Here is a 26,792-nt window from a genome sequence, read left to right as displayed (position 1 = left end):
ATCACTTCAGCCAGGCGAGACAGTGGCGTGGGCAGCCGCAGTTAGATGGGGCTGAATGGGCCTCTGCCCACTGAGGGCCACGACGATGAGAAGCGATCGACAAGCCCGGTGTGCGAAATATTCATCACGCTGAACAGAAATGGCGCAACTCGGCAGTTTTGAGTTAGATGACGTTCGGCTCGATTTCCAAGCAGACGCCAAAACGTTCGGCAATATCGGCATGGATCTCATGGGCAAGTTGCAAGATCTCTCGGCCAGAGGCCTGACCGTAGTTGACGAGTACCAGAGCCTGCAGCTGGTGCACGCCCGCATCGCCTTTCCGATAGCCTTTCCACCCCGCGCGCTCGATCAGCCAGCCAGCCGCGAGCTTGACCTGCCCATCACCCTGCGGAAACGCTACCAGGTCCGGGTAACGCTCGCGTAAGGCATCCGCTAGCCTTTGCGGGACCAATGGGTTCTTGAAAAAACTGCCGGCATTACCGAGGACTTGGGGATCCGGCAGTTTCTCGCTGCGAATCGCACACACCGCCCGACTGACATCCATCGCTGTGGGTGATTCGATACCGTGCTGTTGCAGCCACTGACGGAGTGGTCCGTAATCCAGCTTGAGGTCCTCCGTCCGCTGTAGCGAGAAGCGCACCCGCAGAATGACGTAGCGTCCGGCTTGACGCTTGAACACACTATCGCGATAGCCGAACTCGCATGCTGGTAGGTCGAACTCAACAACATCTCCGGTTTCGCGGTCCAGCGCAGTCAGCCCGGCAAAGACGTCCTTGATCTCGACGCCATACGCGCCGACATTCTGGATCGGCGCCGCGCCGACGGTGCCTGGGATCAGGCTGAGGTTTTCCAATCCGGATAAGCCAAGCGCCAGGCTGTGCACCACGAAGGGATGCCAGGGCTCTCCCGCCTCCGCCTCAATCACTACCCGCACACCATCGTCCTCGACGATTCGGATGCCCCGGCTATGCATACGCAGCACCAACGCATCCACATCCCCCGTAAGCACCAGATTGCTGCCCCCGCCGAGTATCAGCAGCGGAACGCCAAGGCGCCTTCCCTCAGCGAGCGCTTCAATGACCGCCTGGTCGTCTTGCGCTTCGGCAAAGTGCGCCGCGCAGGCGTCGATAGCAAAGGTATTAAAAGGCTTGAGTGAGCGATTGTGCTCGATGAGAAGATTCACAGGCGCCCTCGGAGCTCGTCGAGCAGCGCCGCAGATGCCCTTTCGACCAAATCGAGCACCTGCTCGAAACCATCCTCGCCCCCGTAATACGGATCGGGCACAGCGTCTGCGCCTAGCTTGTATCGGCGCAGGAACAGATCAAGTTCCCCATGGGAGTCTGACGGACGTAGTACCTGCAGTCGCCTCAGGTTGTCATGATCCATCGCCAGGATCAGATCGAAGCGCTGGAAGTCCTCCACAGTTACCTGACGTGCCCTTAGAGCATTGAGGTCATAGCCTCGTCTGGCCGCGGCCTGGCAAGCGCGCTGATCCGGCCCCTTGCCAACATGCCAGTCACCGGTTCCAGCCGAATCGATGGCGATTCGAGTGTCCAGCTGAGCGTCCTGCACGTACTTGCGAAATACCGCCTCGGCAGTGGGCGAGCGGCAGATGTTACCCATGCAAACGAACAGAACCTTCACGTTTAGACTCCGAGCAGCTTGCGGACGCGCTCGAGATCCTCGGCGGTGTCGACGCCGGCCGGAGGTGCCTCGACCGCATCGGCGACATGAATACGCTTGCCGTGCCAGAGCGCACGCAGCTGCTCAAGGCACTCGGTGTTTTCCAGCCAGCAAGGCCCCCACGCAACGAAGTCAGACAGAAATCCGGCCCGATAGGCATAGATGCCGATGTGTCGACGGTACGGAACAGCCGGCGGAAGCGCATCCCGGTCAGTCGCGAATTCATCCCTCGCCCACGGCAACGGCGCTCGACTGAAGGTGAGCGCCAACCCGTTAATGTCACTGAGAACCTTTACCACGTTCGGATTGAACAGCGCTTTCGAATCGCTAAGGGGTTCGGCGAGCGTGGCGATTGCCGCCTCCGGGTGAGCGGAGAGATTGAGTGCGACCTGGTCTATCACCGAAGGCGGAATCAGCGGCTCATCACCCTGCACGTTGACGACTATCGCGTCAGCCGCCAAGCTCAGCTTTTTCGCCACTTCGGCGAGCCGATCGGTACCTGAATTATGCTCGACGCGGGTCAGCAGCGCCTCCGCGCCGAAGCCTTCACACGCCTCCAGGATGCGCCTGTCGTCGGTGGCGACCACCACTCGCTGTGCACCGCTTCTGCTGGCCTGCTCCCATACATGGCGAATCATCGGCTTGCCGGCGATGTCCTGCAACGGTTTGCCGGGAAGGCGACTGGACGCATAGCGCGCCGGGATCACGACGGTGTAAGCGTTACTCATTTGTCCAGACGCTCATCCACGTCAAGGGTGCGGGCTTCGCTTTCGAGCATCACCGGAATACCGTCTCGCACAGGAAAGGCCATGCCATCGGCCTTGCAAATCAATTCGGATTTGTCCTCGGTCAGCTTCAGCGGACCCTTGCAGAGCGGGCAGGCGAGAATGTCGAGCAGTTTGGTATCCATGCGCATTCCTTGGGTGCCGTCGACCGCACCTGGCAGATCGAGCAGCTTTAGGGGTGTGCGGGCAACAAGCGGTCCAGCTGGGCATCGAACCAGGTCACGAACGCCGCCGATGGCTCGGCCTGCACCTGCAGATAACACCAGCCTGGCAGCGCGAATGCCCGGCATTTGACCGCATCCTTCTCGGTCATCACTAGCGGTAGCTCGGGGCTGAAACTCAGCTGCTCCGGGCTATAACAGGCGTGGTCGGCGAAGGGGTGCGGAATCGGCCGCCAGTGTAGCGCCTCGAGCGTGGTGAAGAAACGCTGCGGATTGCCGATCCCGGCGACCGCATGCAGTTGCTGCCCAGGTGGAAAATGATCAAGCGGCCAGACCTTTTCGCTAACGAGCTCTATCAGTCGTGACGGCTGTAAAGTGAAGGCATAACCGGAGGGGTCACCGACCGCCGCCCCGTTGAACAGCACCGCGTCGACTGACTCCAGCCGCTCCACCGGTTCACGCAGGGGACCGGCCGGCAGGCAACGGCGATTGCCCAGGCCACGTGCCGCATCAATGAGTACCAGTTCGAGGTCGCGTGCGAGCCCGTAATGCTGTAATCCATCGTCGGACAAAATAAGGTCGAGCGGTTCTTGCTTGAGCAGCTCGCGAACCGCGCGTGCGCGGTCCGGATCAATCATGACCGGTACACCCGTTCGCTGCGCGATCAGCAGTGGTTCGTCGCCCGCCTCGACCGCCGAATGTTCCGGCCTCACCCGCCATGGATGTGACGGTGGCGTGGCGCCGTAGCCGCGGCTGACCACCCCCGCTTTCAAGCCGCGCCGGCGGCAGTGTTCGATGAGCCAGAGAATCAATGGAGTCTTGCCGGTACCACCAACGGTGATATTGCCCACCACCAGCACAGGCACCGGCGCCCGATAGCAATCGATGGCGCCGCTGACGAACTTCTTCCGTTTGGCAATAACCACGCGCCGATAGAGCGCCTCCAGCGGGGCGAGCAAGGCCAAAGCCGGATGCCCTTCGTACCAGGCTCGCTGCAGACGATCAGCTAAAGACATCAGGGCTCCGGCTGGGCCTCGACGGTAGTGATACGCAGCTGTGCGAAACCCAGCTTCCCGGCTGCATCCATGGCAGTAATGACTGCCTGATGTGGCGTCTTGCCGTCGGCGCTGATGATCATCGGCAGGCTGGTATCGCCGCCCGACTCCTTGCTGAGCGCCGCCATTAGCGTGCTCAGGTCATGCTTGATCAGCGTCTTGCCATTGAGGCTGAAGCTACCATCGACATCGATGACCACTTCCAACCGTTTCTTCTCCGCCTCCTGCGGCGGTGTACCGCTGGCCGCTTCTGGCAGATCCACCTGGAGCTGAGTTTCGCGGGTAAAGGTGGTGGTCACGACGAAGAACAGCAGCAGGATGAACACCACATCGATCAGCGGGGCCAGGCCGATGTCGACGTTTTCCCGCGCCTTGCGACGAAACTTCACGCCTTGCCCTCTCCCAGATCGACGTCACGATCACCCTGCACGACCTCGACCAGTTTGATCGCCTCCTGCTCCATACCCACCACCAGCTCTTCGACGCGGCGCAGCAGGAAGCGATGGAAGAACAATGCGGGGATACCGACCATCAAGCCTGCGGCAGTGGTGATCAGCGCTTTGGAAATGCCCGCCGCGAGCAAGGGTGCATTGGCCATACCGGAGCCCATGAAGGCGCTGAAGATCTCGATCATGCCGAGCACCGTGCCTAGCAACCCGAGCAACGGTGCGATGCCCGCGATGGTACCCAGCGCGTTGAGGTAGCGTTCGAGGTCATGGACGACGCGAGCCGCAGCCTCCTCGATGCACTCCTTCATGATTTCCCGACCATGCTTGGAGTTGGCCAGCCCGGCTGCCAGAATTTCGCCCAAGGGTGAATCGGCGCGCAGCTCCTTGAGCTTCTGGTTGCTGAGCTTCTTGTCCTTGATCCATTTCCACACCTGGCCGAGCAGATGCGGCGGGGTCACGCGGCTCGGCCGCAGCGTCCATAGCCTTTCGGCGATGATGCCGGCGGCCGCAACGGAACACAGAATGATTGGCAGCATGATCCAGCCGCCCGCTTTAACCAGCTCCCACACGAGATGCATCCCCCTCGAAAAAGTGGCGCCACTCTAGCATAGGGTCGGCAGGCCGCCGACGGCCCCTGTTCTCATTTTTCCCGCCAGAACCGACGTTCGGCGCGCATTCCTCGAACGGGCTCGAAACGTCCAAGACGGATCTGCAGCGCACCCTGCTCAGCTGTGTCATGTAGCTGCGCACCGGATGCCTGCAGGCGCTGCACGACATCAGGATGCGGGTGGCCGAAGGCGTTGTGCAAGCTGCGCGAAACCAACGCACCGTCGGCACCTGTCGCCTCGATGAATACGGTCGAAGACGAGCTGCGACTGCCATGATGCGGCACAAGCAGCCAGTCCACGTCGAGCGGCATATCGCTCGCCAGCAGCGCCTGCTCGGCCGACACATCAATGTCGCCGGTGAGCAGCAAGCGTTCGCCATCCGCCTCGATCAGAAGCACACAGGAGGATTGGTTTCCATCCTGAGCCTGGGACCACCGCCAAAACGTGAAAATGACACGATCCCATTCCCAGCTCGCTCCGGAGCGGCATACCTCGGCCTTCAACGACGCAGGTAGCCTTTCCGGCTCGCCACTGAGCACTCGCGCGGCCGGCATCTGTCGCTGGATCGCCTGAGCCCCACCGGCGTGATCGCTATCGGCGTGACTAAGGACCAGCAGGTCAAGATCGGCGACTCCCAGTGCTCGCAGCGACGGAAACACAACTCGCTCACCGATATCGAAGTCACCGTAGCGTGGTCCCGCGTCATACAGCAATGCGTGTTCGTGCGTGCGCACCAGCACGGCCAGACCCTGGCCAACATCGAACACCCAGACTTCCGCCTGCCCCGCGGCGGGCCGATTGGTCGGCGGAAACAGCAATGGCGTGAGAAGCACCAATCCAAGTGCCCGAAACGGCACTCCGTCCGGTAACAGGACGAGCAGCATTCCCAATACCACCAGCAACCAGCCCCACAGTGGCAACGAGGCCGAGAGCCACGCGGGCTGCCAGCCAGCGAGCCACTCCAGCGCATCGAACAGAAACGCCAGCAGCCCACCCGCCAACCATAGCAACGCCTCCCCAATGCCCGGCAACCACAGCAGCGCGGAGCCCATCAGCGACAGCGGCACGACCAGCGCGCTGACCAGCGGGACCGCGAATAGGTTGGCAACCGGGCCACTCAGGCTGACCGGCAAACCCAGCGCGAGTAATACCGGCAATAGGCCGAGTCCCATACGCCACTGCGCGCGACCCAGCGCCTGCCACCAACTCCAGTTGCCAATGCGGCCACGGAAGATAAGTGCGAGCACCGCCACGGCCAGGAACGACAACCAAAACCCAGATTGCAGACCGACCAGCGGATCAATCAGCAGAACACCATCAAGCGCGATCAACAACGGTAGCCAGACACCGAGATGCCGAAACCGCAGGCGCCACGCAAGCACCAGCGCGACCATCACCAACGCTCGCTGAACCGGGACCTCGAAGCCCGCCAGCCAACCATACGCGAGCGCACCGCCCAGCGCGAGGCCGCAGGCGCAGGGCAGCCAAGAAATTCGCGGCGGCCAGATTCCCCAGCGCGCCAATAATGAAACCAGGCCATAGAGCAAACCGGCCAGCATCCCCACATGCTGCCCCGAGATGACCATTAGATGCACGGTGCCGGTGTCTTGAAGAATGCGCCAGTCGGATGTGGACAGGCCACTGTCATCACCAACCACCAACGCTGCGATTGCTCCCGAGCGCCCCTGTGCATCAACAGCCATCAACCGATGGCGCAGCTGATCGCGCCACACCTCGTCTCCTGCAGCGGCCGATAGTCTTTCACCAGCCTTGATCGTGCCGCTGGCACCGATTCGCCGAGCAAGAAGCCAAGCCTCGTAATCAAACGGATGTGGATTGACCAGCCCGCGCGGCCTTTTCAATTTCGCGGCAAGCCGCCATCGCTCACCCGCCTGCACCTTTGGCCCGCCGTACCAGGCCAGGCGCAACCGCGAAGGCAGACCGCTATGCCGGGACGAAATGTCGACGAGCTCGAAGCGCACCACACCGCCACGAACATCCGGCAGGCCGGTTACCTGCCCTTCGAGCCAGAATGTGCGGCCGTCGAGTTCCGTCGGGAGGCGGTCGTCCAGGGCCCAGTGAGCGCTCAGACAGGCCCAGGCAAACCCGCAAAGGAAACACCCGATCGCTCGCCCGCGGAACGGCAACAAGGCCAGACCCGCCACGAACAGGAAGGGTAGCGTCGATACGGGTGGCAGTTGCGGTAGAAAGCGTAGCAGTAGAAGGCCTGCGGCCAGCGCCAGCATCGCTGTACGCATGGGGTTCTCCTGGATTCCATTCCAGCGAAGGCACATCCGACAGGGTCGGAGGCCGGGTCGTTGTGGTCTGACCGACGTCCTGTCGGCCCCACAGTGTAGAATTTATGTCACAAACTCCTCTCAGCGCCGAGTCTCGTTTCAGGCATAATCGGGCGCGCTTCACCCCGCTAGAGAATCTTCATGCCGCGTCGTTTTTTCAAACGCTACATGCCGCACCCTGACCGCTTAAAGACGCACAAGTCGTTGCGGTTTCTCGGCACACTGACGCATGACCCCAATTTGCTGCATCTCAATCGGCATTCGGTTTCCAGGGCGATGGCGATCGGCCTGTTCTGGGCCATGATTCCGATGCCCATGCAGATGCTGGCCGCGGCGCTGTGTGCCGTATTGGCCAGGGCCAACCTGCCGATTGCTGTTGGCCTGGCCTGGCTGACCAATCCGCTGACGATGCCGCCGGTGTTTTACTGCAACTATAAAGTCGGCGCCTGGCTGATGGACACCCCTGTGTCGCCGATGCCAATGGAGCTCAGCCTCGCCTGGGTTCGCCAGATGCTTAACAGCCATTGGCAGCCGCTGTTCCTTGGCTCATTTGTCGTCGGTATCGTGATCGCCGTACTGGGCTACCTCGCTACGCAGATCTACTGGCGCTGGTGGGTCAGCCGCAGTTGGCGCAAGCGGCAGCTGGACCGCCGCTGATACACCACTCTATTCGTAGCGCAAGGCTTCGGCAGGCTGAGTCTGTGCAGCGCGCCACGCCGGGTAGATCGTTGCCAGAAAGCTGAGCGTCAGCGCTGCCAGGGTCACGAGCAGGACATCTTCGAGCCGCAGTTCTGACGGCAACGTGCTAATGAAATACACATCCGAACTGAAAATGTGCTGACCCGACACCTTTTCCAGCCAAGCCACCAGCGCGCTGACGTTCAGGGCACCAAGTACCCCGAGTACGGTTCCTATCAAGGTACCGGTCAAGCCGATGATGCTGCCCTGAACCATGAAGATTGCCATGATCTCTCGGGGTGTCGCCCCGAGAGTACGTAATATCGCGATATCGGCACGCTTATCGGCCACTACCATGATCAGCGTGGCGATGATGTTGAAGGCGGCAACCGCGACGATCAACAAGAGCAGCAGACCGATCATGGTCTTTTCCATCTTCATCGCGCTGAACAGGCTGCCCTGAGTAAGCGACCAATCCTCGCCACGGTAATCCTCACCGAGCTCACCAACGAGTTCTGCCGCGATTTCTGGCGCCCGGTACAGATCAGCCAGCCTGACTCTCACGCCTTCGACCTGATGCGGCTCCCAGCGAAGCATCCGTGCCGCATCGACCCGATGAATCATCGCCAGGCTGCCATCCAGCTCGGCCCCGACCTTGAACACCCCAACGACGTTCAGGCGCTGCATCCGCGGCGTGATGCCGCCGGGCGCATCGCTGAGTTCGGGCACGATGAGGGTGAGCTTGTCGCCCAGCTTGAGGCCGAATCGACGCGCGGTCATCAGCCCGAGGATCACCCCGGACTCGCCTGGCTCGAGGTCATCGAGCCTGCCGGCGATCATCTTCGAACCGAGGATCGACACATCCCCTTCCGCCTGCGGATCGATGCCCTTGACCTCGATCGGCTGCATCGAGCCCTTGAACGACAGCATGCCCTCGAGCTGGGTGATCGGCGCGGTACCGAGCACCCCGGGATGCGCCCGGAGCCGCTCAGCCAGCGATTGCCAATCGTCCACAGGCTGTCCGTCGCCGGCGATCACGGCATGCGGCACCATACCGAGAATGCGGTTGCTCATCTCGCGCTGGAAACCGTTCATCACCGACAGCACCATGATCATCGCCAATACACCCAGCGAAAGACCGATCATCGAAGTCAGCGAAATGAACGAGATGAAATGATTACGACGCTTGGCCCGCGTGTAGCGGCTGCCAATGAAAATGCTGAGCGGCCTGAACATCAGCCAGCCACCAGCCGGCCGTCTTCGAGGCGCAGTATGTGATCCATCTGCCCGGCCAGTTGCGGATCGTGGGTAACAACGAGAAAGGCCGTACGCAGCGAGCTGCTCAATTCCAACATCAGATCCTGAATGCCCTGGGCCGTATGGTGATCGAGGTTGCCGGTAGGCTCGTCAAGCAATACCAGCGCCGGACGGTTGGCCAACGCCCTGGCAATCGCCACACGCTGCCGCTCGCCCCCTGACAGCTCGGACGGCTTATGCGCCAACCGGTGACCAAGCCCCACTCGTTGCAAAAGTTCGGTTGCTCGCCCCCGAGCTTCCGGGATCGGCGTCTTGCCAATCAGGAGCGGCATGCACACGTTCTCCAGGGCGGTGAACTCTGGCAGCAGGTGATGGAACTGGTAGACGAAGCCCAGTGCGCGGTTACGCAACAGGCCGCGGTCCTTCTCGCTGAGCGCGGAAAGCTCCTCTCCCGCCAACCAGACACTGCCTTCGCTGGGTGTATCGAGACCACCAAGCAGGTTCAGTAGCGTGCTCTTGCCCGAGCCTGAACTGCCGACAATGGCGACCCTTTGACCAGGGAAAAGCTCCAGCTGCAATCCGGAGAGCACACTGACCGACTCCGGACCCTGCTCATAGCGCTTGCCAAGATTGCGGCAACTCAGCACCGCGCCATCCTTCGAAGACTTTTCATTCATAACCAGCTCACTCATATCGTAACGCTTCGGCCGGTTGGGTACGGGCCGCACGCCATGCCGGGTACAAGGTGGCGAAAAAACTCAGGACGAGCGCCGCGACGCAGACCTGTACCACATCGGTGGTCATCAGCCTGGACGGCAGATAGTCGATGAAATACACATCGGCGCTAAGAAACTTGTGCCCGATCAGCCGCTCGAGCGCAGCGATCCAGCTGCTCACGTTGAGCGCGGCGAAGATGCCGAGCAAAGCGCCCACCAGAGTGCCGACAACACCGATCACCGTGCCCTGAACCATGAAGATCGCCATGATCTGCCGGGGCGTCGCGCCAAGCGTTCGCAGAATGGCGATGTCGCCACGTTTGTCAGTCACGACCATGACCAGCGTCGAAATGATATTGAAAGCCGCCACCGCGACGATCAGCAATAGCAACAAGCCGATCATGGCTTTTTCCATGCGTATCGCTTGATAGAGATTGCCGTGGGTGCGGGTCCAGTCCCGGGAATAGAACTCATCGCCCAGCTGGCCGGCCAGCTCCCAGGCAATGCGCGGTGCTTGGAACAGGTCATCGAAACGCAGGCGCAGCCCCTGAACCTGATCTGGCTTCCAACGGTGCAGCCGTGCTAAATCGGAAATATTGGCCATCGCCACATAACCATCAATCTCACCCGCGCCGACATGAAAGATGCCACGCACGGTAAAGCGCTTCATGCGCGGAAAAACGCCCGCCGGGGTGACCGTTACTTCCGGAGCCACGAAGGTGACTTTGTCGCCGATACCGACGCCAAGCTTGTCGGCCGCCTTGTCACCGATAACGATACCGAACTCGCCGGGCGCCAGATCTGCCAGCGAGCCCTCGCGGAAGAACTGGCCGATGATCGAGACGTCCGACTCGATTTCAGGATCCACCGCATTGATAAGTGTCTTGGTGACCTGACCACGATGAGTCAGCAGACCCTGCATCTGTATGAACGGCGCCACTGCTGAAACCTGCGGATGCTGCACAAGTCGCTGCCCCAGGGTTCGCCAATCGTCAATCGGCGTCGGGCTTTCGATAGTGGCGTGCGGGACCATGCCCAGCACGCGGGTACGCATTTCATGATCGAAACCGTTCATTACCGACAGCACGACGATCATAACCAGCACGCCCAGTGCCAGCCCAATCATCGAGGTGAAGGAAATGAAGGAGACGAAGAGGCTGCGACGTCTGGCGCGCGTGTAGCGCGCCCCGATATACACGGACAGCGGTCTGAACATAGATCGATGGGTTCGCTTACGCTGGCGGAAAATAACAAGCTGAATGACGTTGCCAAGCGGCCTGATACACTCAAGCCATCACTGCAGCCCAGGGATCGACATGCCCACAGAAGACACCGAAGATCGCCGCGAATACTATCGTATCGAGGACATGATCGCACTGGAAATACTGCCACCGGAACACGCCGAAACAGTCTCCGGTAAAGGTTCGATGCAACTGTTCGACTTGCTTGGTGAACTGCACCAGCTCGACTTCGAAGCACAGCATCTGCTGCGTCAGATAGCCGAGGGTAACCGCACGCTCGCCAACTATCTTAAAGTGCAGAACAAGCGCATCGATCTGATCGGCCAGGTGCTCGCACAGGACCTGCTAAAGCACCTCGGGCCGGCGCGCGAAGTGGTTCTCTCGGAAGGCGGCATCAGCTTCATTAATGATCAGCCACTCGACGAGGGTTCGGTCCGGACGCTGAAACTGGCATTGATGCCGCAAGGCCTGGGTATGTTGTTGACGGCGCGCATAGCAACCTGCCAGCCACTCGATGACGGGCGATTTGCCATTGGCACTTCCTTCGAAGCGTTGACTGATGCACAACGGCAACTGCTCGCGCGGCATATCCTGCAGAAACAGGCGACCGAACGACGCCTGGCCCGTGAAAGTCTGCAAGGAACCTGAAACATGCAGCGGTTACTGATCCCCTTCCTGACAATTGCTCTCTGCGTCCCGGCACATGCCGAAATCATCCGCATCCCCGTTGGTCAGCAAGGCCAGGCCGAACTGACCCTACCCAGCCGGGGCGACTCGAAGGACCAGGTGCTCGAGCGCTTCGGCCTCGCTGATGAGGAGCATCCCGCCGTCGGACAGCCGCCTATCACGCGTTGGGATTATCGTGAATTCTCGGTTTATTTCGAAAGCAACCGGGTCATCAACAGCGTTCAGCATCACCAGCGCATCACGCCGCTTCAGCGAGGCATACAACCGTGACACTGATTTACGGCCACCGTGGCGCGAAGGGTGAGGCGCCGGAGAATACCCTGGTCGGTTTTCAGCAGTGCCTCGCTCACGGCGTGCGCCGCTGCGAGCTGGATCTGCATCTGTCCAAGGATGGCGAACTGATGGTCATCCATGATCCGACCCTCAAGCGCACCACAGGGCAACGCGGCAAGGTCGTGGAACACGACGCCGACGAACTGACTCGTTACGACGCGCGCCACGGAGGACCTGGCTGGAAACGCCCCTGCCCTATTCCTCGCCTGGCGGAGCTGTTCGAGAAATGTGCGTTCGAACATTGGCAGCTGGAAGTCAAAAGCGCCTCCAGGGTCCGCGCCGCGCGTTCGGTGCTTGCGATCCGGGAGCTGGCCGAGCGCCACGGGATGCTTGATCGGATCACCGTCACATCAGGGTCTCGAGAGGTACTGCGAGCGCTGAGGCGGCTGACTCCCGAACTGTCGTGCGGACTGGTCGCCGAGTACGGCTGGCTCGATCCGCTGAAAGTGGCCAAACAGTATAACTGTGACTTATTGGCGTTGAAGTGGACGCTGTGCACACCCGAGCGGATCGCAAAGGCTCGCCAGCAAGGTTTGCACGTATCGGTCTGGACGGTAAACGAACCGGCATTAATGCGTCGGCTCGCGGATTTCGGCGTCGACAGCCTGATTACCGATTATCCCGGTCTGGCGGTCACCACGCTGCGAAACGCATAAGGTAACGCATGGCCGCCACGCCCCGGCGGCCTGCGCTTTACTTGCCCTTAGAAGCTCTCCCGATTTGGCCAGCGCCAGTCTCGGGTATCCTCTCCGACCGGCTCAGGCCACCGGTCGGAGCCGCTCAAAAAAGCCGGTTCAGTCCATCGAACGCAGCGACCCGATAAGCCTCCGCCATGGTCGGATAGTTGAAGGTGGTGTTGATAAAGTACTTGATCGTGTTCGCCTCACCGGGCTGATTCATGATCGCCTGCCCGATATGTACGATTTCTGAAGCCTGATAACCAAAGCAATGCACGCCAAGCACCGCCAGCGTCTCGCGGTGGAAGAGGATCTTCAGCATGCCCACCGGCTCGGCTGAAATCTGGGCGCGCGCCATCCCCTTGAAGAACGCCTTGCCCACCTCGTATGGCACCTTCGCTTCGGTGAGCTCGCGCTCGTTTTTGCCGATCGAACTGATTTCCGGAATGGTGTAAATACCGGTGGGCACGTCATCGACGAAACGCCAGCTGTCGTTTTCAACGATGCTGCCGGCGGCCGAACGCCCCTGATCGTACGCGGCACTGGCCAGCGACGGCCAGCCGATCACATCGCCTGCTGCGTAGATATTGCCAACGTCGGTACGGTAGTGCTCGTCGACTTTGATCTGCCCACGGCTGTTGACCTTCAGACCGATGTTCTCCAAGGCAAGCTTATCGGTATTACCGGTCCGCCCGTTACACCAGAGGAAGGCATCCGCTTTAATCTTCTTACCTGACTTCAGATGCAGGATGACGCCGTTATCGATGCCCTCGACGCGCTCGTATTCCTCGTTATGGCGAATCAGCACGTTGTTGTTGCGCAGGTGGTAGCTGAGCGCGTCGGAGATTTCATCGTCCAGGAAGCTGAGCAACTGGTCACGGTTGTCGATCAGGTCGACCAATACACCGAGACCGCTGAAGATCGACGCGTACTCGGAGCCGATCACGCCGGCTCCGTAGATGATCAGGCGGCGCGGGGTATGACTCAGGGTGAGAATGGTATCGCTGTCGTAGATGCGTGGGTGCGAGAAATCAACATCGGCGGGCCGATAGGGTCGCGAGCCGGTCGCGATGATGAACTGGCTGGCCACCAATGTTTCAACCATGCCGTTAGCACTGACCACTTCCACCGTCTGCTCATCGGTAAAGCTCGCAGTACCGAAGAAGATGTCGATACGGTTGCGTGCATAGTAACTAGTGCGCGAGGTGACCTGCTTGCCGATTACGCTCTCGGCGCTTTTCAGAACGTCGGGAAACGAAAACCAGCGCGGCTCACCGATCTGGCGAAACAGCGGGTTGGTGTTGTACTGCATGATCTGCCGCACCGAATGGCGCAGCGCCTTGGACGGGATGGTACCCAGATGGGTGGAGTTACCGCCGACGTGCGGTCTGCTATCAACCACGGCTACCTTGCGCCCTGCCTTGACCGCGTTCATCGCCGCGCCTTCACCGGCAGGGCCCGAGCCCAATACCACTACATCGTAATTGTAGACAGCCATATTCACCCCTGAACACGCAGCAGGCAGCCCTGCCGCTGTTAACGAATTCGTTATCCAGAAACGGTGCATTGCCCGCACTACCGTCTGGATCGTTGCGCCAAACACGAACGGATCGGCGCTGCGCGCGCATGCCCGAGCCCAGTGGCCCAAGCCACCGGCCGGATCAGCACCGACTAATCAGCGTCTGGTCGCGTCGTATGCGAGATCGGCTTTTGTGTCCTGGTTCGGCTGCGCATTTACTTCTTCACATTTTTCCCGGCTACCTCCGCAGATTGAGCATTCCTTCTCGATGCCGAGATTGGCGATGCCCCCACAGGAGCCTGCGATGGGCTTGCGTCCCATGATCACGCCAATTGACATGCCAAACACAACCAACAACATGACCAGAAAAACGATTAACCAAGTCATTGCTCTGCTCCCGCACCGAACAGCTCATCGAAGGCTTCGGTGCTTCTGCTTACGAATTCCTGCCCTTCGCGAATGACGAAGAGCGCTGCAATCTTTCGCTCCGCCGCGTATGCCATCCCCCGTTCAGGGCCCAGCACCATAAGCACAGTAGACAACCCGTCCGCCCTTAATGTCGAGGGATCGACGACCGTCACAGCGGCTAGATGATGATCAATTGGTGCACCGCTCTGCGGATCGAGCGTATGTGAATAACGTTTACCATCGCGCTCGAAATAGTTGCGGTAATCACCAGAGGTCGATACGGCGAAACCGTCCAGCTCGATGATCCGTTGGGCAACCCGTTCATTATCCCGTGGCGCTTCTATAGCGATGCGCCAGGGCGATCCGTCCGGTTTGCGCCCCCGAGCCTTGAGCTCCCCGGTGATTTCCACCAGATAACTACGTACACCAGAGGCCTCGAGCGTTGCAGCCACCTGATCCACGGCATAGCCTGCCGCAATGCTGTTGAAATCGACCTGAACAGCCCGATCCTTGCAAAGATGCTCGCCATCGACCCGAAGATGATGCTGACCGACATCCTGCCGAACCTCGGCAATTTCCTCCGCAGATGGCACTCGCTCGCTTCGTCCCTGCGGACCAAAACCCCAGAGATTAAGCAGAGGCTCGATGGTCAGATCCAGCGCCCCGCTGCTTTCTTCTGATAGCCGCCGCCCCGCCAGAATCAGTTCACGAACGCTGTCTGGCATGGCCATGCACTTATTCGCAGGCAAGGCGTTGAAGATCTCGATATCCGAATCGGCACGGTAGGTCGACAATTGCTTGTCGATCTCGGCGAGTATCGACTCGGTGTCGCGTTGCAGCTGCGCCTTGTCGGCCGCCCCGTCCGTCGCCACATACTTCACCGAGTAGGTGCTGCCCATGGTCGGGCCGCCGAAGTTTTCTACCTTATCCTGAAACAGACAACCCGTCAGGGCTGCCGCCAGGGCGGCAACGATGACGGGCTGAAGTAACGCGTGGGTCATGCTAGCCGCCGAAGTCGTCGAGCAGGATGTTCTCCGGTTCGACGCCCAGATCGGTGAGCATCTTGATCACCGAGGCGTTCATCATTGGCGGGCCGCACATATAGAACTCGCAATCTTCCGGCGCTGGATGATCCTTCAGATAGTTCTCGTACAGCACGTTGTGAATGAAGCCGGTAGGGCCGTCCCAGTTGTCTTCCGGCTGCGGATCGGACAGTGCGAGATGCCACTGGAAGTTTTCGTTCTCCGCCTGCAGCTGATCGTACTCCTCAACGTAGAACGCCTCGCGCATCGAGCGCGCGCCGTACCAAAAGCTCATCTTGCGCTTGGATTTCAAACGTTTGAGCTGGTCGAAGATGTGCGAACGCATTGGCGCCATACCGGCACCACCGCCGATGAAAACCATTTCCGCATCGGTGTCCTTGGCGAAAAATTCACCGAACGGACCGTAGACGGTAACCTTGTCGCCTGGCTTGAGGCTGAACACCCAGGATGACATCTTGCCTGGCGGCAAATCGTCCTTGCCCGGTGGTGGTGATGCAATACGGATATTGAACTTCACCAGGCCAACCTCTTCCGGGTAGTTCGCCATGGAATAGGCACGAATCACGGTCTCGTCGACCTTGGATACGTACTTCCATTGGTTGAACTTGTCCCAGTCACCGCGATATTCCTCCTGAATATCGAAGTCCTTATAGCGAACCTCATGCGGCGGGCATTCCAGCTGCACGTAACCACCTGCGCGGAAGTCGACGTTCTCGCCTTCCGGCAGCTTCAGCGTCAGCTCCTTGATGAAGGTCGCCACGTTCGGGTTGGACAGCACGGTGCATTCCCACTTCTTCACACCGAACACTTCTTCGGGCACCTCGATCTTCATGTCCGCCTTGACCGGAGTCTGGCAGGATAGCCGCCAGCCTTCGCCCGCCTCACGACGGGTAAAATGCGACTCCTCGGTCGGCAGCATCTCGCCACCACCGCTCTCGACGATGCACTTGCATTGCGCGCAGGTACCGCCGCCGCCACAGGCGGACGAGAGGAAGATGTTGTTCGCAGCGAGCGTCTGCAGCAGCTTGCCGCCCGCGGGTACGGTGATGGTGCGTTCGCCGTTGATCTCGATGCTGATATCACCACTGGAGACCAGCTTGGCACGTGCTGCCAGGATGATCAGGACCAGCGTGAGCACGATGGCGGTGAACATCCCAATAGCGAGGAAAATTTCGTAACTCATCAGTTCATCCCGTCCTTACAGCTGTACGCCAGAGAAAGACATGAAGCCCAGCGACATCAGTCCGATGGTGATGAACGTGATCCCCAGCCCCTGCAAGCCTTCCGGAACATCGCTGTATTTGAGCTTCTCGCGGATACCAGCCAGCAGAGCGATGGCCAATGCCCAGGAAAGTCCCGAGCCCATGCCATAAACCACGCCCTCGGCGAGGTTATAGTCGCGCTCGACCATGAACAGCGTGCCACCCAAGATGGCGCAATTCACGGTAATCAGTGGCAGGAACACACCCAGGGCGTTGTAGAGACTCGGCACATACTTGTCGAGGGTCATCTCGAGTATCTGCACGATAGCCGCGATCACGCCGATATAACTCAGCAGACCGAGGAAGCTCAGATCGACCTCGGGCAGGCCGGCCCACGACAGCGCACCTGCCTTGAGGAGATAGGTGTAGATCAGGTTGTTGGCCGGAACGGTAATGGTCTGGACTACGATAACCGCGATACCCAGGCCAATCGCCGTTTCCACCTTCTTCGAAATGGCGATGAAGGTACACATGCCAAGGAAGAACGCCAGGGCCATGTTCTCGATGAACACGGCGCGGACGAAGAGGCTGATGTAATGCTCCATTAGTAGGCCTCCTTGTTGGAGACTTGCGGCGCCATCTTGAAGGAAGGCTTCTCGACCTGCTCTTTTTTCCAGACGCGAATGCCCCAGATGAACAGGCCGATCAGGAAGAACGCGGAAGGCGGCAGCAACATCATGCCGTTCGGCAGATACCAGCCCCCGTCATTAACGACCGGCAGGATGGTGTACCCCATCAGCTTGCCGGCACCGAACAGCTCGCGGATGATCCCGAGCCCGATCAGCATGGCGCTATAGCCGAGACCGTTACCGAGGCCGTCGAAGAAGGAAAGCATCGGCGGGTTCTGCATGGCAAAGGCTTCGGCACGCCCCATTACGATGCAGTTGGTGATGATCAGCCCGACGAATACCGACAGCTGTTTGGACAGTGTGAAGGCATAAGCCTTGAGGACCTGGTCAACCAGGATTACCAGCGAGGCGATAATGACCATCTGCACGATCATGCGGATCGAGCCAGGAATCTGGCTGCGGATAATCGAGATGAACAGGTTCGAGAACGCCACTACCAACGTCAGCGCGACGGACATTACCAGCGCGGTCTTGAGGTTGGAGGTAACCGCCAGGGCCGAGCAGATCCCAAGGATCTGCAGGCCGATGGGGTTGTTGTTGAAGACCGGATTGAACAGGACTTCCTTGATAGTAGGTTGCGACATGATCAAGCCTCCCCAGCGCGCAGGTTAGCGATAAATGGACCGAAGCCGTTTTCGCCCAGCCAGAAATGCAGCAGGTTGTTTACCCCGTTGCTGGTCAAGGTTGCACCGGCCAGGGCGTCGACCTGATGGTCAGCCCTTGGACTCTGCGGATCGACACCGCCTTTGACGACCTGAATCACCAGTTCGCCGTTGTCGTTGAATAGCTCCTTGCCTTCCCACTGGCTACGCCACCTGGGATTGTCCACCTCACCACCAAGACCCGGCGTCTCGCCGTGTTGGTAGAAGCCGAGGCCTGCGACCGTATTGAGATCGTCCTTGACGGCAATAAAGCCATAGAGGGTCGACCACAGGCCGTAACCGCGCACGGGCAGGATCAGCGTTTCCATCTCACCGTTCTCTTCCACGATGTAGGCGACGCTGTAACGCTCGCGACGCTTGATCGAGGCGATGTCATCTTCGCCCGGCAGGGCCTTGGACAGTTCGGGATCCTTGGCAGCGACCAGTGGATCGAAGCTATTCGGGTCGAACTCGTCACTGAACTCGCCAGTTTCCAGGTTGATTAACCTCGCCACGATGCGCTCGCCGTACAAGGTCTTGACTTGGTTGGCAGACATGCCTGCTTCGCCCAAACCGGCGATTGCCAGAATGCTGCGCTGCTTGTCCAGCTGGCGGTTTTCCAGCTGCGTCGGGCGTAGCGCCACAGCCGCGCCGGCGACGAACACCGAGCAGACCAGGCAAACCAACAGTGCCACTACCAGGGTGCGGGCAGTGGATTCTTTTTGACTAGACATTACGCGCCAGCCTCCGCTTGATGTTGGCCTGAATGACAAAGTGGTCAATCAACGGTGCGCACAGGTTGGCGAACAGAATCGCCAGCATCATGCCCTCCGGAAATGCCGGGTTTACCACCCGGATCAGCACCACCATCACGCCAATTAAAATGCCGAAGACCCATTTACCTGTATTGGTCATCGAGGCTGAAACCGGATCGGTCGCCATGAAGATCAGGCCAAAGGCGAAACCACCCACCACCAAATGCCAGTACCAGGGCATGGCGAACATCGGATTGCTGTCCGAGCCGATCAGGTTGAACAGATAGCTCAGCGCGATCATGCCGATCATCACGCCGGCGACGATCCGCCAGGACGCGATCTTGGTCATCAGCAGCACCGCACCGCCAATGAGGATGGCCAGCGTGCTGGTTTCCCCGATCGAACCATGCATGGTTCCGACGAAGGCATCCATCCAGGTGATACCGCTGGCGATCACATTGTCCATGCCGCCGGCAAAGCTCAGGCTGAGCGCGGTTGCACCGGAAAAGCCATCCACCGCAGTCCAGACCTCGTCCCCCGACATCTGCGCTGGATAAGCGAAGAACAAGAAGGCACGGCCGGTCAGAGCCGGGTTGAGGAAGTTCTTGCCGGTACCGCCGAAGATCTCCTTGCCGATCACGATACCGAAGCTGATACCCAAGGCGACCTGCCACAGCGGAATGCTGGGCGGCAGAATCAGGGCGAACAGCACCGATGTGACGAAGAACCCTTCGTTGACTTCATGCTTGCGGATCGAGGCGAACAGCACTTCCCAGAAGCCGCCGACGATGAAGGTCACCGCGTAGACCGGCAGGAAGTAAGCCGCGCCCTGAACGAAGTTATCCCACATGCTGCCGGGGTCGAAGCCAGCCAAGGCACTGATCAGCGCAAAATGCCAGCCGTCCTGTGCCGCGAGGAGATCGGGGTTCGCCGCATATATCAGGTTGGCCTGGTAACCGGTGTTCCACATACCGAAGAACATTGCCGGAAAAGTACACAGCCACACCGTGATCATCATGCGCTTGAGGTCGATGCCGTCACGTACATGAGCGGTGGTCTTGGTCACGCTGCCCGGACGATAAAGGAAGGTATCTGCGGCTTCGTAGAGTGCATACCACTTCTCGTACTTGCCGCCCTTCTCGAAATTGTGCTCGATCTTGTCGAGGAATTCGCGAATGCCCATTCCTTACCCCTCCTTCTCGATGCGAGTCAGGTTGTCCCGCAGGATCGGGCCGTATTCGTATTTTCCGGCACAGACATAGGTGCACAGCGCCAGATCTTCCTCATCCAACTCAAGACAGCCGAGCTTCTGTGCGACCTCGGTATCTCCGACGATCAAGGAACGCAGCAACTGAGTCGGCAGCACGTCGAGCGGCATGATCTCCTCGTAGTTCCCGACCGGCACCATGGCGCGGGGGCTGCCGTTGGTGGACGTCGAGAAGGCGAACTTCTTGCCGCCCATCAGCTTGGAGATATAGATATTGAGGATCGAGTGCTTGTCGCTACCGGCCCGCAGGTAATGCAGCATCTCGCGCTCTTTGCCCTCACGCAGGCAGGAAACCTGCTGGTGATAGCGGCCCAGGTAGGCGAAGGCACCATGCGCCGTACGACCACCCAGCACAGAACCAGACACGACGCGATTGGCACCGGGTTGCAGCTCACCGGCGGTCAGCTCGTCGAGACTCGCCCCCAGACGGGTACGCACCAGGCGCGGCTTCTCCACCACAGGACCGGCAAGCGATACCACACGCTCGACTGACAGGCGGCCACTGGTGAACAGCGCGCCGATGGCGATCACATCTTGATAGCCGATGGTCCAGACGCTCTTGCTCGCGCTGACAGGATCAAGGAAATGAATGTGGGTGCCAGCCAAACCGGCAGGATGGGGGCCGGAGAAACTTTCAGTCGTAACCTTGGCGAGCTGCTCGCCCGGCAGCGAGGCACCCTCAGCCTTGCATAAAAACAGCTTGCCGAGATTACCGAGAACCTTGAGGCCCGCTTCGAAGTCAGCGGTACGTTCACCGATAACGGTGACCGGATCGGCGGCAAGCGGATGGGTATCGATTGCCGTGACGAAAATGGAGCTGGGCACGGCATCGACGGCTGGCACTTTGCTGTAGGGACGCGTGCGCAGTGCGGTCCAGAGACCCGACTGCTGCAGGTTCTCGCGAACCTGGGCATCGCTCAACCCTTCGAGCTCGGCGGCATCGTACTGACTGAATGTCATCTCATCGGTGCCGTCGAGGTCAATGACTACCGATTGAAGGACGCGCTTCTCACCGCGATGGACGGCGCTGACGACGCCAGCGCCGGGTGCGGTGAACGCGACACCTGGTGTCTTCTTATCGAAGAACAGCACCTGTCCCAACTTAACCCGATCACCGACCTGAACGTCCATGGTCGGCTTCATGCCGGGGTAGTCAAACCCCAATACGGCGACGCTTCGCACGGGCCTTCCAGCCTCGATACGCTGCGCCGGCGCACCTGCAATGGGCAAATCAAGCCCACGTTTTATATTGATCATCGGTTCGCTAACCACTGATTTAAAAGGCTTTTTACGAGCCACGCGGCTTGGCTAAAGTCGAATTGCACAACACGCACTGAAAAGTTATCAGCGCGACGCTATGCCGCGGGCCCAGGTAGAAATCCGCCCGATTATAGAGGTCGCGACCCGTGACTGACCACCCAAGGTCTTTCAATTTTTTGACTGGGGACAAGCGTTTCGCTGTAACTAACTATTGACGCGGCCTACTGAAAGGTCATGCACGACGGATTTTTCCGACGAAATGCAAAACGGGAGCCGAAGCTCCCGTTTTGCTTACCACCCGATGCGTTAGCGCGGGAAGGCGGGTGGATTAACTCCGGCCATGTCTTCCATCACACGAACGACCTGGCAGCTATAGCCAAACTCGTTGTCGTACCAGACATATAGAACGACTCGGTTATCGCTGCAGATGGTAGCTTCGGCATCGACCACGCCGGCATGACGCGAACCAACGAAGTCCGTCGAAACCACCTCCTGGGAATTGACGAAGTCGATCTGCTTCTGCAGATCCGAATGCATGGCCATCTGGCGCAGGTACTCGTTGATTTCGTCGCGGGACGTCGCCTTTTCGAGATTCAGGTTGAGAATCGCCATGGAAACGTTAGGCGTCGGAACGCGAATGGCGTTGCCCGTCAGCTTGCCCTTGAGTACCGGCAACGCCTTGGCAGCGGCAGTGGCGGCCCCGGTCTCGGTGATGACCATGTTCAGCGCAGCGCTACGACCGCGACGACTGCCCTTGTGGAAGTTGTCGATCAGGTTCTGGTCGTTGGTATAAGAATGCACCGTTTCCACATGACCGTTCACGATGCCGTACTGGTCGTTGACCGCCTTGAGTACCGGCACGATAGCGTTCGTGGTGCATGACGCTGCCGATACGATCTTGTCATCGGCGGTGATTTCGCCATGGTTGATACCATGCACGATGTTCTTCAGCTCGCCCTTACCGGGTGCCGTCAGTACAACGCGGGCAACGCCCGGGCACTTGAGGTGCTGACCAAGGCCTTCGGCGTCGCGCCATTTGCCGGTGTTGTCGACTAGCAGCGCGTTCTCAATGCCGTACTGGGTGTAGTCAACCGAGGACGGATCGTTCGAGTAGATCACCTGGATCAGGTTGCCGTTGGCAGTGATGGTGTTGTTTTCGGCATCGATATGAATCGTGCCGTCGAACGGACCATGTACCGAGTCGCGACGCAGCAGACTGGCACGCTTGACCAGATCATTTTCGGCGCCCTTGCGCACGACAATCGCCCGCAGGCGCAGGCCGTCGCCACCACCGGTCTTCTCGATGAGGATGCGCGCCAGTAGACGGCCTATACGACCGAAACCATAGAGCACGACGTCAGTGCCTTTATGCGTGCCCGAGGTGTTGCGCTTGCCGGCAACGTCTGCGAGCTCGTCACGCACGAACTGGTCGAGGGTGCGACCATTACCCTCGGCCTTGTACTTGGCCACGACCTTGCCGAGGTCGACGGAGGCAGCACCCAGATTCATGTCGCTCATGGTGGTGAGAATCTGGTGTGTCTCGTTTACGCAGAGCTCAGCTTCGTCAGCCTGACGGTGGCGGGCAAAGCGATGTGCTTTGAGCAGCGCGATGACCGAACGATTGATCAGACCGCGGCCATAGATGGAAGTCACTACGTTATTGTTACGATACAGCTGACCAATCAGCGGAATCATCGCTTCGGCGAGGGCTTCTCGATCAATCCATTCACCAAGACACTGGTCGGGCTTCTGAGTCACGGGCAGTTCCTTCCAACATGTAGGGGCTGAGAAAAGTGGCTACATTATGCCGGGGCACCCTAGCGCCGGCAATCTGTGCAGCGGAAACACTGACAGCGTCCCGCGCGGATAGTTACAATCCGGGCGGTCCATTTTTCGACCGGAGCCACGCCCACTCGTGTCCGTATTGCGCCTTCCGCCCATGCCTGCCGCCAGCGGCAAGCAAACCTGGGGCAACCTTCCTGGAGCCGCGCTGAGCCTGGCTATCGCCGAAGCAGCCAGCAACGCAGACCGATTCACCCTTCTTCTCACGGCTGACAGCCAGAGCGCCGAGCGCCTGCAGGAAGAGCTCGCGTTTTTCGCGCCGACGCTGCCGGTCCTGCACTTTCCCGACTGGGAGACGCTGCCCTATGACGTTTTTTCGCCGCACCAGGACATCATCTCTCAGCGCATCGCGGCGCTCTATCAGCTTCCTGAGCTGACCCACGGCGTACTGGTAGTTCCTATCACCACGGCGCTACACAGGCTCGCACCCAAGCGTTTCCTGCTCGGCTCCAGCCTGGTGCTGGATATCGGCCAAAAGCTCGATGTCGAGCAGATGCGCCTGCGTCTGGAGGCGGCCGGTTACCGCTGCGTCGATACTGTTTACGAACACGGCGAATTCGCCGTGCGTGGCGCGCTGACCGATCTGTTTCCCATGGGCAGCGCCCTGCCCTACCGCATCGATCTGTTCGACGACGAGATCGAAACGCTGCGCACCTTCGATCCAGAGAATCAGCGATCGATCGACAAGGTAGAGTCGATCCGCCTGCTGCCAGCCCGTGAATTTCCCCTGAAAAAGGAGTCGGTCACCGGCTTTCGCGCTCGCTTCCGTGAGCGCTTCGATGTGGACTTCCGTCGCTGCCCGGTCTACCAGGACCTGTCCACCGGCATCACGCCGGCGGGCATCGAGTATTACCTGCCGCTGTTTTTTGACGAGACAGCAACGCTGTTCGATTACCTCCCAGAGGACACCCAGGTGTTCTCACTGCCGGGAATCGAGCAGGCTGCTGAGCATTTCTGGAAAGACGTGCGCAACCGTTACGAGGAGCGTCGCGTCGATCCCGAGCGGCCGCTGCTGCCGCCCGCCGAGCTGTTCATGCCGGTGGAAGATTGCTTCGCTCATCTAAAATCCTGGCCACGCGTAGTGGCTAGCCAGGATGACGTGGAAACCGGTATCGGCCGTGAAAGATTTCCCGCCAGCCGCTTTCCCGAACTGGCGATAGACGCCAAGGCCAGCGAGCCGCTGGGTGCGTTGCGGCGTTTCCTCGATGAATTCCCTGGCCGCGTGCTCTTTACCGCTGAGTCCGCCGGGCGTCGCGAAGTGCTGCTGGAACTGCTGGCACGGTTGAAGTTGCGTCCGCAGGAAGTGGCTGGCTGGCCGCAGTTCGTCGAGAGCCAGGAGCGCCTGGCGATCGCTATCGCCCCGCTGGATGACGGACTCCTGCTTCAAGACCCGGCCCTGGCGTTGATCGCTGAGAGCCCGTTGTTCGGCCAGCGAATCATGCAACGTCGGCGCCGTGAGAAGAGTCGCGACGCTGGCGAGAACGTCATCAAAAACCTTACCGAGCTGCGCGAAGGCGCGCCGGTGGTGCACATCGACCATGGCGTCGGTCGCTATCAAGGGCTGGTCACGCTGGAAATCGAAGGCCAGGCTGCCGAATTCCTCCAGCTGCAGTACGCTGAGGAAGCCAAGCTCTATGTGCCGGTGGCCAGCCTGCACCTGATCGCGCGCTATACCGGCAGCGACGATGCCCTGGCACCGTTGCACCGGCTGGGTTCGGAAACCTGGCAGAAGGCCAAGCGCAAGGCCGCCGAACAAGTGCGCGACGTCGCCGCGGAGCTGCTCGACATATACGCCCGTCGCGCCGCGCGCGAGGGCTATGCCTTCGAGGATCCCCAGCTCGATTACGAAACCTTCAGCGCCGGCTTCCCGTTCGAGGAAACGCCGGACCAGCAAGCCGCCATCGAAGCCGTGCGCAGCGACATGCTAGCGCCCAAACCGATGGACCGTCTGATCTGCGGTGACGTCGGCTTCGGCAAGACCGAGGTAGCCATGCGCGCCGCTTTCATCGCGGTTCACAGCGGACGCCAGGTCGCGGTTCTGGTGCCGACCACCCTGCTCGCGCAGCAGCATTACAACAGCTTTCGCGACCGCTTCGCCGATTGGCCGGTGCGGGTCGAAGTGATGAGCCGATTCAAGTCCGCCAAGGAAATCCAGGCAGCCGTGGATCAGCTGGCTGAAGGTAAAGTGGACATTCTCATCGGCACCCACAAGCTGCTGCAGGATGACGTGAAGTTCACCAACCTGGGCTTGGTCATCATCGACGAGGAACACCGTTTCGGCGTGCGCCAGAAGGAGCAGCTAAAGGCCCTGCGCAGCGAGGTGGATATCCTCACGCTTACCGCCACGCCAATTCCGCGGACGCTTAACATGGCGGTCGCCGGCATGCGCGATCTGTCGATCATCGCTACACCGCCGGCGCGTCGGCTGTCGGTGCGCACCTTCGTGATGGAGCAGCAGAACTCGGTCATCAAGGAAGCCCTGTTGCGTGAGCTGCTGCGCGGCGGCCAGGTCTACTACCTGCACAACGACGTCAAGACCATCGAGAAGTGCGCCGCCGACCTCGCCGAGCTGGTGCCCGAAGCACGGATTGGTGTCGGCCATGGACAGATGCGAGAGCGCGAGCTGGAACAGGTGATGGGGGACTTCTATCACAAGCGCTTCAACGTGCTGATCGCCTCGACCATCATCGAAACCGGTATCGACGTGCCCAGCGCGAACACCATCATCATCGAGCGCGCCGACAAGTTCGGCCTGGCTCAGCTGCACCAGCTGCGCGGACGCGTCGGGCGTAGCCACCACCAGGCCTACGCCTATTTGCTGACCCCGCCACGCAAGGCCATGACCCCAGACGCCGAAAAGCGCCTGGAAGCCATCGCCAACGCGCAGGATCTGGGTGCCGGGTTCGTGCTCGCCACCCATGATCTCGAAATTCGCGGGGCCGGCGAGCTGCTGGGTGACGGCCAGAGTGGACAGATCCAGGCCGTCGGTTTCACCCTTTATATGGAAATGCTCGAGCGTGCGGTCAAGGCGATCCGGAAAGGCGAGCAGCCGAACCTCGACCAGCCGCTAGGCGGCGGCCCGGAAATCAACCTGCGCGTACCGGCACTGATCCCCGAGGACTACCTGCCGGACGTCCATGCGCGGCTGATCCTTTACAAGCGCATCGCTAACGCCGCTGACGAGAACGGTCTGCGCGAACTGCAGGTGGAGATGATCGACCGCTTCGGCCTGCTGCCGGAGCCGACCAAGCATCTGGTCAGGCTGACGCTGCTCAAGCTGCAGGCATCGAGCCTGGGCATCACCAAGATCGATGCCGGCCCGCAAGGCGGACGCATCGAGTTCGCCGCCGACACCAGCGTCGATCCGATGACGCTGATCAAGCTGATCCAGAGCCAGCCCAACCGCTACAAGTTCGAAGGCGCTACGGTGTTCAAATTTCAGGTACCCATGGAACGGGCGGAGGAACGCTTCAACACCTTGGAAGCTCTATTGGAGCGGCTCGCGGCCGGTTCAAAGTAATCGAAGACGCGCAAGGAAA

At 60.0% G+C, this 26,792-nt stretch carries 26 protein-coding genes; 5 read left to right on the top strand and 21 right to left on the bottom strand.

The features are described from left to right. Nucleotides 1-163 precede the first annotated feature (163 nt). The 8 genes from murB to DQ405_RS10640 all read right to left on the bottom strand — a co-directional run bounded on the left by murB (nt 164) and on the right by DQ405_RS10640 (nt 6,999). Entirely contained in the window at nt 164-1,183 is a 1,020-nt protein-coding gene (gene murB / locus DQ405_RS10675) for a UDP-N-acetylmuramate dehydrogenase (RefSeq protein WP_168424202.1), read from the bottom strand. Further along, complete coding sequence (locus tag DQ405_RS10670) at nt 1,180-1,644, bottom strand: arsenate reductase/protein-tyrosine-phosphatase family protein (RefSeq protein ID WP_168424201.1); 465 nt, start codon at nt 1,642-1,644, stop codon at nt 1,180-1,182. The genes murB and DQ405_RS10670 overlap by 4 nt, the downstream gene beginning before the upstream one ends. Nucleotides 1,645-1,646: 2 nt before the next feature. Next, nucleotides 1,647-2,411 (bottom strand): 3-deoxy-manno-octulosonate cytidylyltransferase, encoded by a 765-nt coding sequence (gene kdsB, locus DQ405_RS10665; RefSeq protein WP_168424200.1) that lies wholly within the window; start codon nt 2,409-2,411, stop codon nt 1,647-1,649. After that, nucleotides 2,408-2,593 carry a Trm112 family protein gene (locus DQ405_RS10660; RefSeq protein ID WP_168424199.1) on the bottom strand — a complete coding sequence of 62 codons (186 nt, stop codon included), beginning with the start codon at nt 2,591-2,593 and terminating at the stop codon, nt 2,408-2,410. Before DQ405_RS10660 ends, kdsB begins: the two co-directional genes overlap by 4 nt. 47 nt (nt 2,594-2,640) lie before the next feature. Further along, a complete protein-coding gene (gene lpxK / locus DQ405_RS10655; RefSeq protein WP_168424198.1) occupies nt 2,641-3,645 on the bottom strand; it encodes a tetraacyldisaccharide 4'-kinase in 1,005 nt (334 codons plus the stop codon). Continuing rightward, nucleotides 3,645-4,073: an ExbD/TolR family protein gene (locus tag DQ405_RS10650; RefSeq protein WP_168424197.1), complete on the bottom strand. Its 429-nt coding sequence runs from the start codon at nt 4,071-4,073 to the stop codon at nt 3,645-3,647. The genes lpxK and DQ405_RS10650 overlap by 1 nt, the downstream gene beginning before the upstream one ends. Next, nucleotides 4,070-4,702: a MotA/TolQ/ExbB proton channel family protein gene (locus tag DQ405_RS10645; RefSeq protein ID WP_168424231.1), complete on the bottom strand. Its 633-nt coding sequence runs from the start codon at nt 4,700-4,702 to the stop codon at nt 4,070-4,072. The genes DQ405_RS10650 and DQ405_RS10645 overlap by 4 nt, the downstream gene beginning before the upstream one ends. A 71-nt stretch (nt 4,703-4,773) precedes the next feature. Beyond that, nucleotides 4,774-6,999, bottom strand: a complete 2,226-nt coding sequence (locus DQ405_RS10640) for a DNA internalization-related competence protein ComEC/Rec2 (RefSeq protein ID WP_174824664.1) — start codon at nt 6,997-6,999, stop codon at nt 4,774-4,776. Nucleotides 7,000-7,179: 180 nt separating this feature from the next. Between DQ405_RS10640 and DQ405_RS10635 the strand changes: the two genes are divergently transcribed. Further along, entirely contained in the window at nt 7,180-7,695 is a 516-nt protein-coding gene (locus DQ405_RS10635) for a DUF2062 domain-containing protein (RefSeq protein WP_168424196.1), read from the top strand. Between the two features lie 9 nt (nt 7,696-7,704). Here the strand turns inward: DQ405_RS10635 and DQ405_RS10630 are convergent, their stop codons facing one another. The 3 genes from DQ405_RS10630 to DQ405_RS10620 are packed head-to-tail and all read right to left on the bottom strand — an operon-like array spanning nt 7,705 to nt 10,905. Continuing rightward, on the bottom strand, nt 7,705-8,952 hold the full coding sequence (locus tag DQ405_RS10630) for a lipoprotein-releasing ABC transporter permease subunit (protein ID WP_168424195.1): 1,248 nt from the start codon (nt 8,950-8,952) through the stop codon (nt 7,705-7,707). Continuing rightward, entirely contained in the window at nt 8,952-9,650 is a 699-nt protein-coding gene (lolD, locus tag DQ405_RS10625) for a lipoprotein-releasing ABC transporter ATP-binding protein LolD (protein WP_168424194.1), read from the bottom strand. The genes DQ405_RS10630 and lolD overlap by 1 nt, the downstream gene beginning before the upstream one ends. A gap of 7 nt (nt 9,651-9,657) precedes the next feature. Continuing rightward, nucleotides 9,658-10,905, bottom strand: a complete 1,248-nt coding sequence (locus DQ405_RS10620) for a lipoprotein-releasing ABC transporter permease subunit (protein WP_168424193.1) — start codon at nt 10,903-10,905, stop codon at nt 9,658-9,660. A gap of 100 nt (nt 10,906-11,005) precedes the next feature. Here DQ405_RS10620 and DQ405_RS10615 point away from each other — a divergent pair, with 100 nt between their 5' ends. Genes DQ405_RS10615 through DQ405_RS10605 form a run of 3 tightly spaced genes read left to right on the top strand, consistent with a single transcriptional unit; the run spans nt 11,006 to nt 12,606 of the window. Next, on the top strand, nt 11,006-11,578 hold the full coding sequence (locus DQ405_RS10615; RefSeq protein WP_168424192.1) for a PilZ domain-containing protein: 573 nt from the start codon (nt 11,006-11,008) through the stop codon (nt 11,576-11,578). 3 nt (nt 11,579-11,581) lie between these two features. Then, on the top strand, nt 11,582-11,887 hold the full coding sequence (locus DQ405_RS10610) for a phosphodiesterase (protein WP_168424191.1): 306 nt from the start codon (nt 11,582-11,584) through the stop codon (nt 11,885-11,887). Continuing rightward, nucleotides 11,884-12,606 (top strand): glycerophosphodiester phosphodiesterase family protein, encoded by a 723-nt coding sequence (locus tag DQ405_RS10605; RefSeq protein ID WP_168424190.1) that lies wholly within the window; start codon nt 11,884-11,886, stop codon nt 12,604-12,606. Before DQ405_RS10610 ends, DQ405_RS10605 begins: the two co-directional genes overlap by 4 nt. 124 nt (nt 12,607-12,730) lie before the next feature. Here DQ405_RS10605 and sthA read toward each other — a convergent pair whose 3' ends face one another. The 10 genes from sthA to DQ405_RS10555 all read right to left on the bottom strand — a co-directional run bounded on the left by sthA (nt 12,731) and on the right by DQ405_RS10555 (nt 23,169). Next, nucleotides 12,731-14,125: a Si-specific NAD(P)(+) transhydrogenase gene (gene sthA, locus DQ405_RS10600; RefSeq protein ID WP_168424189.1), complete on the bottom strand. Its 1,395-nt coding sequence runs from the start codon at nt 14,123-14,125 to the stop codon at nt 12,731-12,733. Between the two features lie 177 nt (nt 14,126-14,302). Beyond that, on the bottom strand, nt 14,303-14,533 hold the full coding sequence (nqrM, locus tag DQ405_RS10595; RefSeq protein ID WP_168424188.1) for a (Na+)-NQR maturation NqrM: 231 nt from the start codon (nt 14,531-14,533) through the stop codon (nt 14,303-14,305). Then, the gene (locus DQ405_RS10590; protein WP_168424187.1) at nt 14,530-15,555 is read right to left on the bottom strand and encodes an FAD:protein FMN transferase; all 1,026 of its coding nucleotides are present in this window, start codon (nt 15,553-15,555) and stop codon (nt 14,530-14,532) included. The genes nqrM and DQ405_RS10590 overlap by 4 nt, the downstream gene beginning before the upstream one ends. Before the next feature lies 1 nt (nt 15,556). Next, the gene (gene nqrF / locus DQ405_RS10585) at nt 15,557-16,783 is read right to left on the bottom strand and encodes an NADH:ubiquinone reductase (Na(+)-transporting) subunit F (RefSeq protein ID WP_174824666.1); all 1,227 of its coding nucleotides are present in this window, start codon (nt 16,781-16,783) and stop codon (nt 15,557-15,559) included. 12 nt (nt 16,784-16,795) lie between these two features. Then, nucleotides 16,796-17,404 (bottom strand): NADH:ubiquinone reductase (Na(+)-transporting) subunit E, encoded by a 609-nt coding sequence (gene nqrE / locus DQ405_RS10580; RefSeq protein ID WP_168424185.1) that lies wholly within the window; start codon nt 17,402-17,404, stop codon nt 16,796-16,798. After that, entirely contained in the window at nt 17,404-18,078 is a 675-nt protein-coding gene (locus DQ405_RS10575; protein WP_174824663.1) for an NADH:ubiquinone reductase (Na(+)-transporting) subunit D, read from the bottom strand. The genes nqrE and DQ405_RS10575 overlap by 1 nt, the downstream gene beginning before the upstream one ends. Beyond that, complete coding sequence (locus tag DQ405_RS10570) at nt 18,075-18,863, bottom strand: Na(+)-translocating NADH-quinone reductase subunit C (RefSeq protein WP_168424183.1); 789 nt, start codon at nt 18,861-18,863, stop codon at nt 18,075-18,077. The genes DQ405_RS10575 and DQ405_RS10570 overlap by 4 nt, the downstream gene beginning before the upstream one ends. Continuing rightward, a complete protein-coding gene (locus DQ405_RS10565) occupies nt 18,856-20,067 on the bottom strand; it encodes an NADH:ubiquinone reductase (Na(+)-transporting) subunit B (RefSeq protein ID WP_168424182.1) in 1,212 nt (403 codons plus the stop codon). Before DQ405_RS10565 ends, DQ405_RS10570 begins: the two co-directional genes overlap by 8 nt. A 3-nt stretch (nt 20,068-20,070) precedes the next feature. After that, nucleotides 20,071-21,408, bottom strand: coding sequence for a Na(+)-translocating NADH-quinone reductase subunit A (locus DQ405_RS10560; protein WP_168424181.1), 1,338 nt, complete (start codon nt 21,406-21,408; stop codon nt 20,071-20,073). Nucleotides 21,409-21,717: 309 nt separating this feature from the next. Beyond that, nucleotides 21,718-23,169, bottom strand: a complete 1,452-nt coding sequence (locus tag DQ405_RS10555; protein ID WP_168424180.1) for a glyceraldehyde-3-phosphate dehydrogenase — start codon at nt 23,167-23,169, stop codon at nt 21,718-21,720. 157 nt (nt 23,170-23,326) lie between these two features. On the opposite strand from DQ405_RS10555, the gene mfd reads away from it, so the two are divergent. Further along, nucleotides 23,327-26,773, top strand: coding sequence for a transcription-repair coupling factor (gene mfd / locus DQ405_RS10550; RefSeq protein ID WP_168424179.1), 3,447 nt, complete (start codon nt 23,327-23,329; stop codon nt 26,771-26,773). Nucleotides 26,774-26,792: the final 19 nt, after the last annotated feature.

This window comes from Pseudomonas sp. SST3, from assembly GCF_003325755.1.
Note: the sequence above shows the minus strand (reverse complement) of the source record. Positions and strands in the feature narration are given on the sequence as shown.

Excerpts from the sequence above, each read along its gene's own strand:
- kdsB (WP_168424200.1), bottom strand. The coding sequence starts at position 2,411 with ATGAGTAACGCTTACACCGTCGTGATCCCGGCGCGCTATGCGTCCAGT.
- DQ405_RS10660 (WP_168424199.1), bottom strand. The coding sequence starts at position 2,593 with ATGGATACCAAACTGCTCGACATTCTCGCCTGCCCGCTCTGCAAGGGT.
- lpxK (WP_168424198.1), bottom strand. The coding sequence starts at position 3,645 with ATGTCTTTAGCTGATCGTCTGCAGCGAGCCTGGTACGAAGGGCATCCG.
- DQ405_RS10640 (WP_174824664.1), bottom strand. The coding sequence starts at position 6,999 with ATGCGTACAGCGATGCTGGCGCTGGCCGCAGGCCTTCTACTGCTACGC.
- DQ405_RS10635 (WP_168424196.1), top strand. The coding sequence starts at position 7,180 with ATGCCGCGTCGTTTTTTCAAACGCTACATGCCGCACCCTGACCGCTTA.
- DQ405_RS10630 (WP_168424195.1), bottom strand. The coding sequence starts at position 8,952 with ATGTTCAGGCCGCTCAGCATTTTCATTGGCAGCCGCTACACGCGGGCC.
- lolD (WP_168424194.1), bottom strand. The coding sequence starts at position 9,650 with ATGAATGAAAAGTCTTCGAAGGATGGCGCGGTGCTGAGTTGCCGCAAT.
- DQ405_RS10620 (WP_168424193.1), bottom strand. The coding sequence starts at position 10,905 with ATGTTCAGACCGCTGTCCGTGTATATCGGGGCGCGCTACACGCGCGCC.
- DQ405_RS10615 (WP_168424192.1), top strand. The coding sequence starts at position 11,006 with ATGCCCACAGAAGACACCGAAGATCGCCGCGAATACTATCGTATCGAG.
- DQ405_RS10610 (WP_168424191.1), top strand. The coding sequence starts at position 11,582 with ATGCAGCGGTTACTGATCCCCTTCCTGACAATTGCTCTCTGCGTCCCG.
- sthA (WP_168424189.1), bottom strand. The coding sequence starts at position 14,125 with ATGGCTGTCTACAATTACGATGTAGTGGTATTGGGCTCGGGCCCTGCC.
- nqrM (WP_168424188.1), bottom strand. The coding sequence starts at position 14,533 with ATGACTTGGTTAATCGTTTTTCTGGTCATGTTGTTGGTTGTGTTTGGC.
- DQ405_RS10590 (WP_168424187.1), bottom strand. The coding sequence starts at position 15,555 with ATGACCCACGCGTTACTTCAGCCCGTCATCGTTGCCGCCCTGGCGGCA.
- nqrE (WP_168424185.1), bottom strand. The coding sequence starts at position 17,404 with ATGGAGCATTACATCAGCCTCTTCGTCCGCGCCGTGTTCATCGAGAAC.
- DQ405_RS10570 (WP_168424183.1), bottom strand. The coding sequence starts at position 18,863 with ATGTCTAGTCAAAAAGAATCCACTGCCCGCACCCTGGTAGTGGCACTG.
- DQ405_RS10565 (WP_168424182.1), bottom strand. The coding sequence starts at position 20,067 with ATGGGCATTCGCGAATTCCTCGACAAGATCGAGCACAATTTCGAGAAG.
- DQ405_RS10560 (WP_168424181.1), bottom strand. The coding sequence starts at position 21,408 with ATGATCAATATAAAACGTGGGCTTGATTTGCCCATTGCAGGTGCGCCG.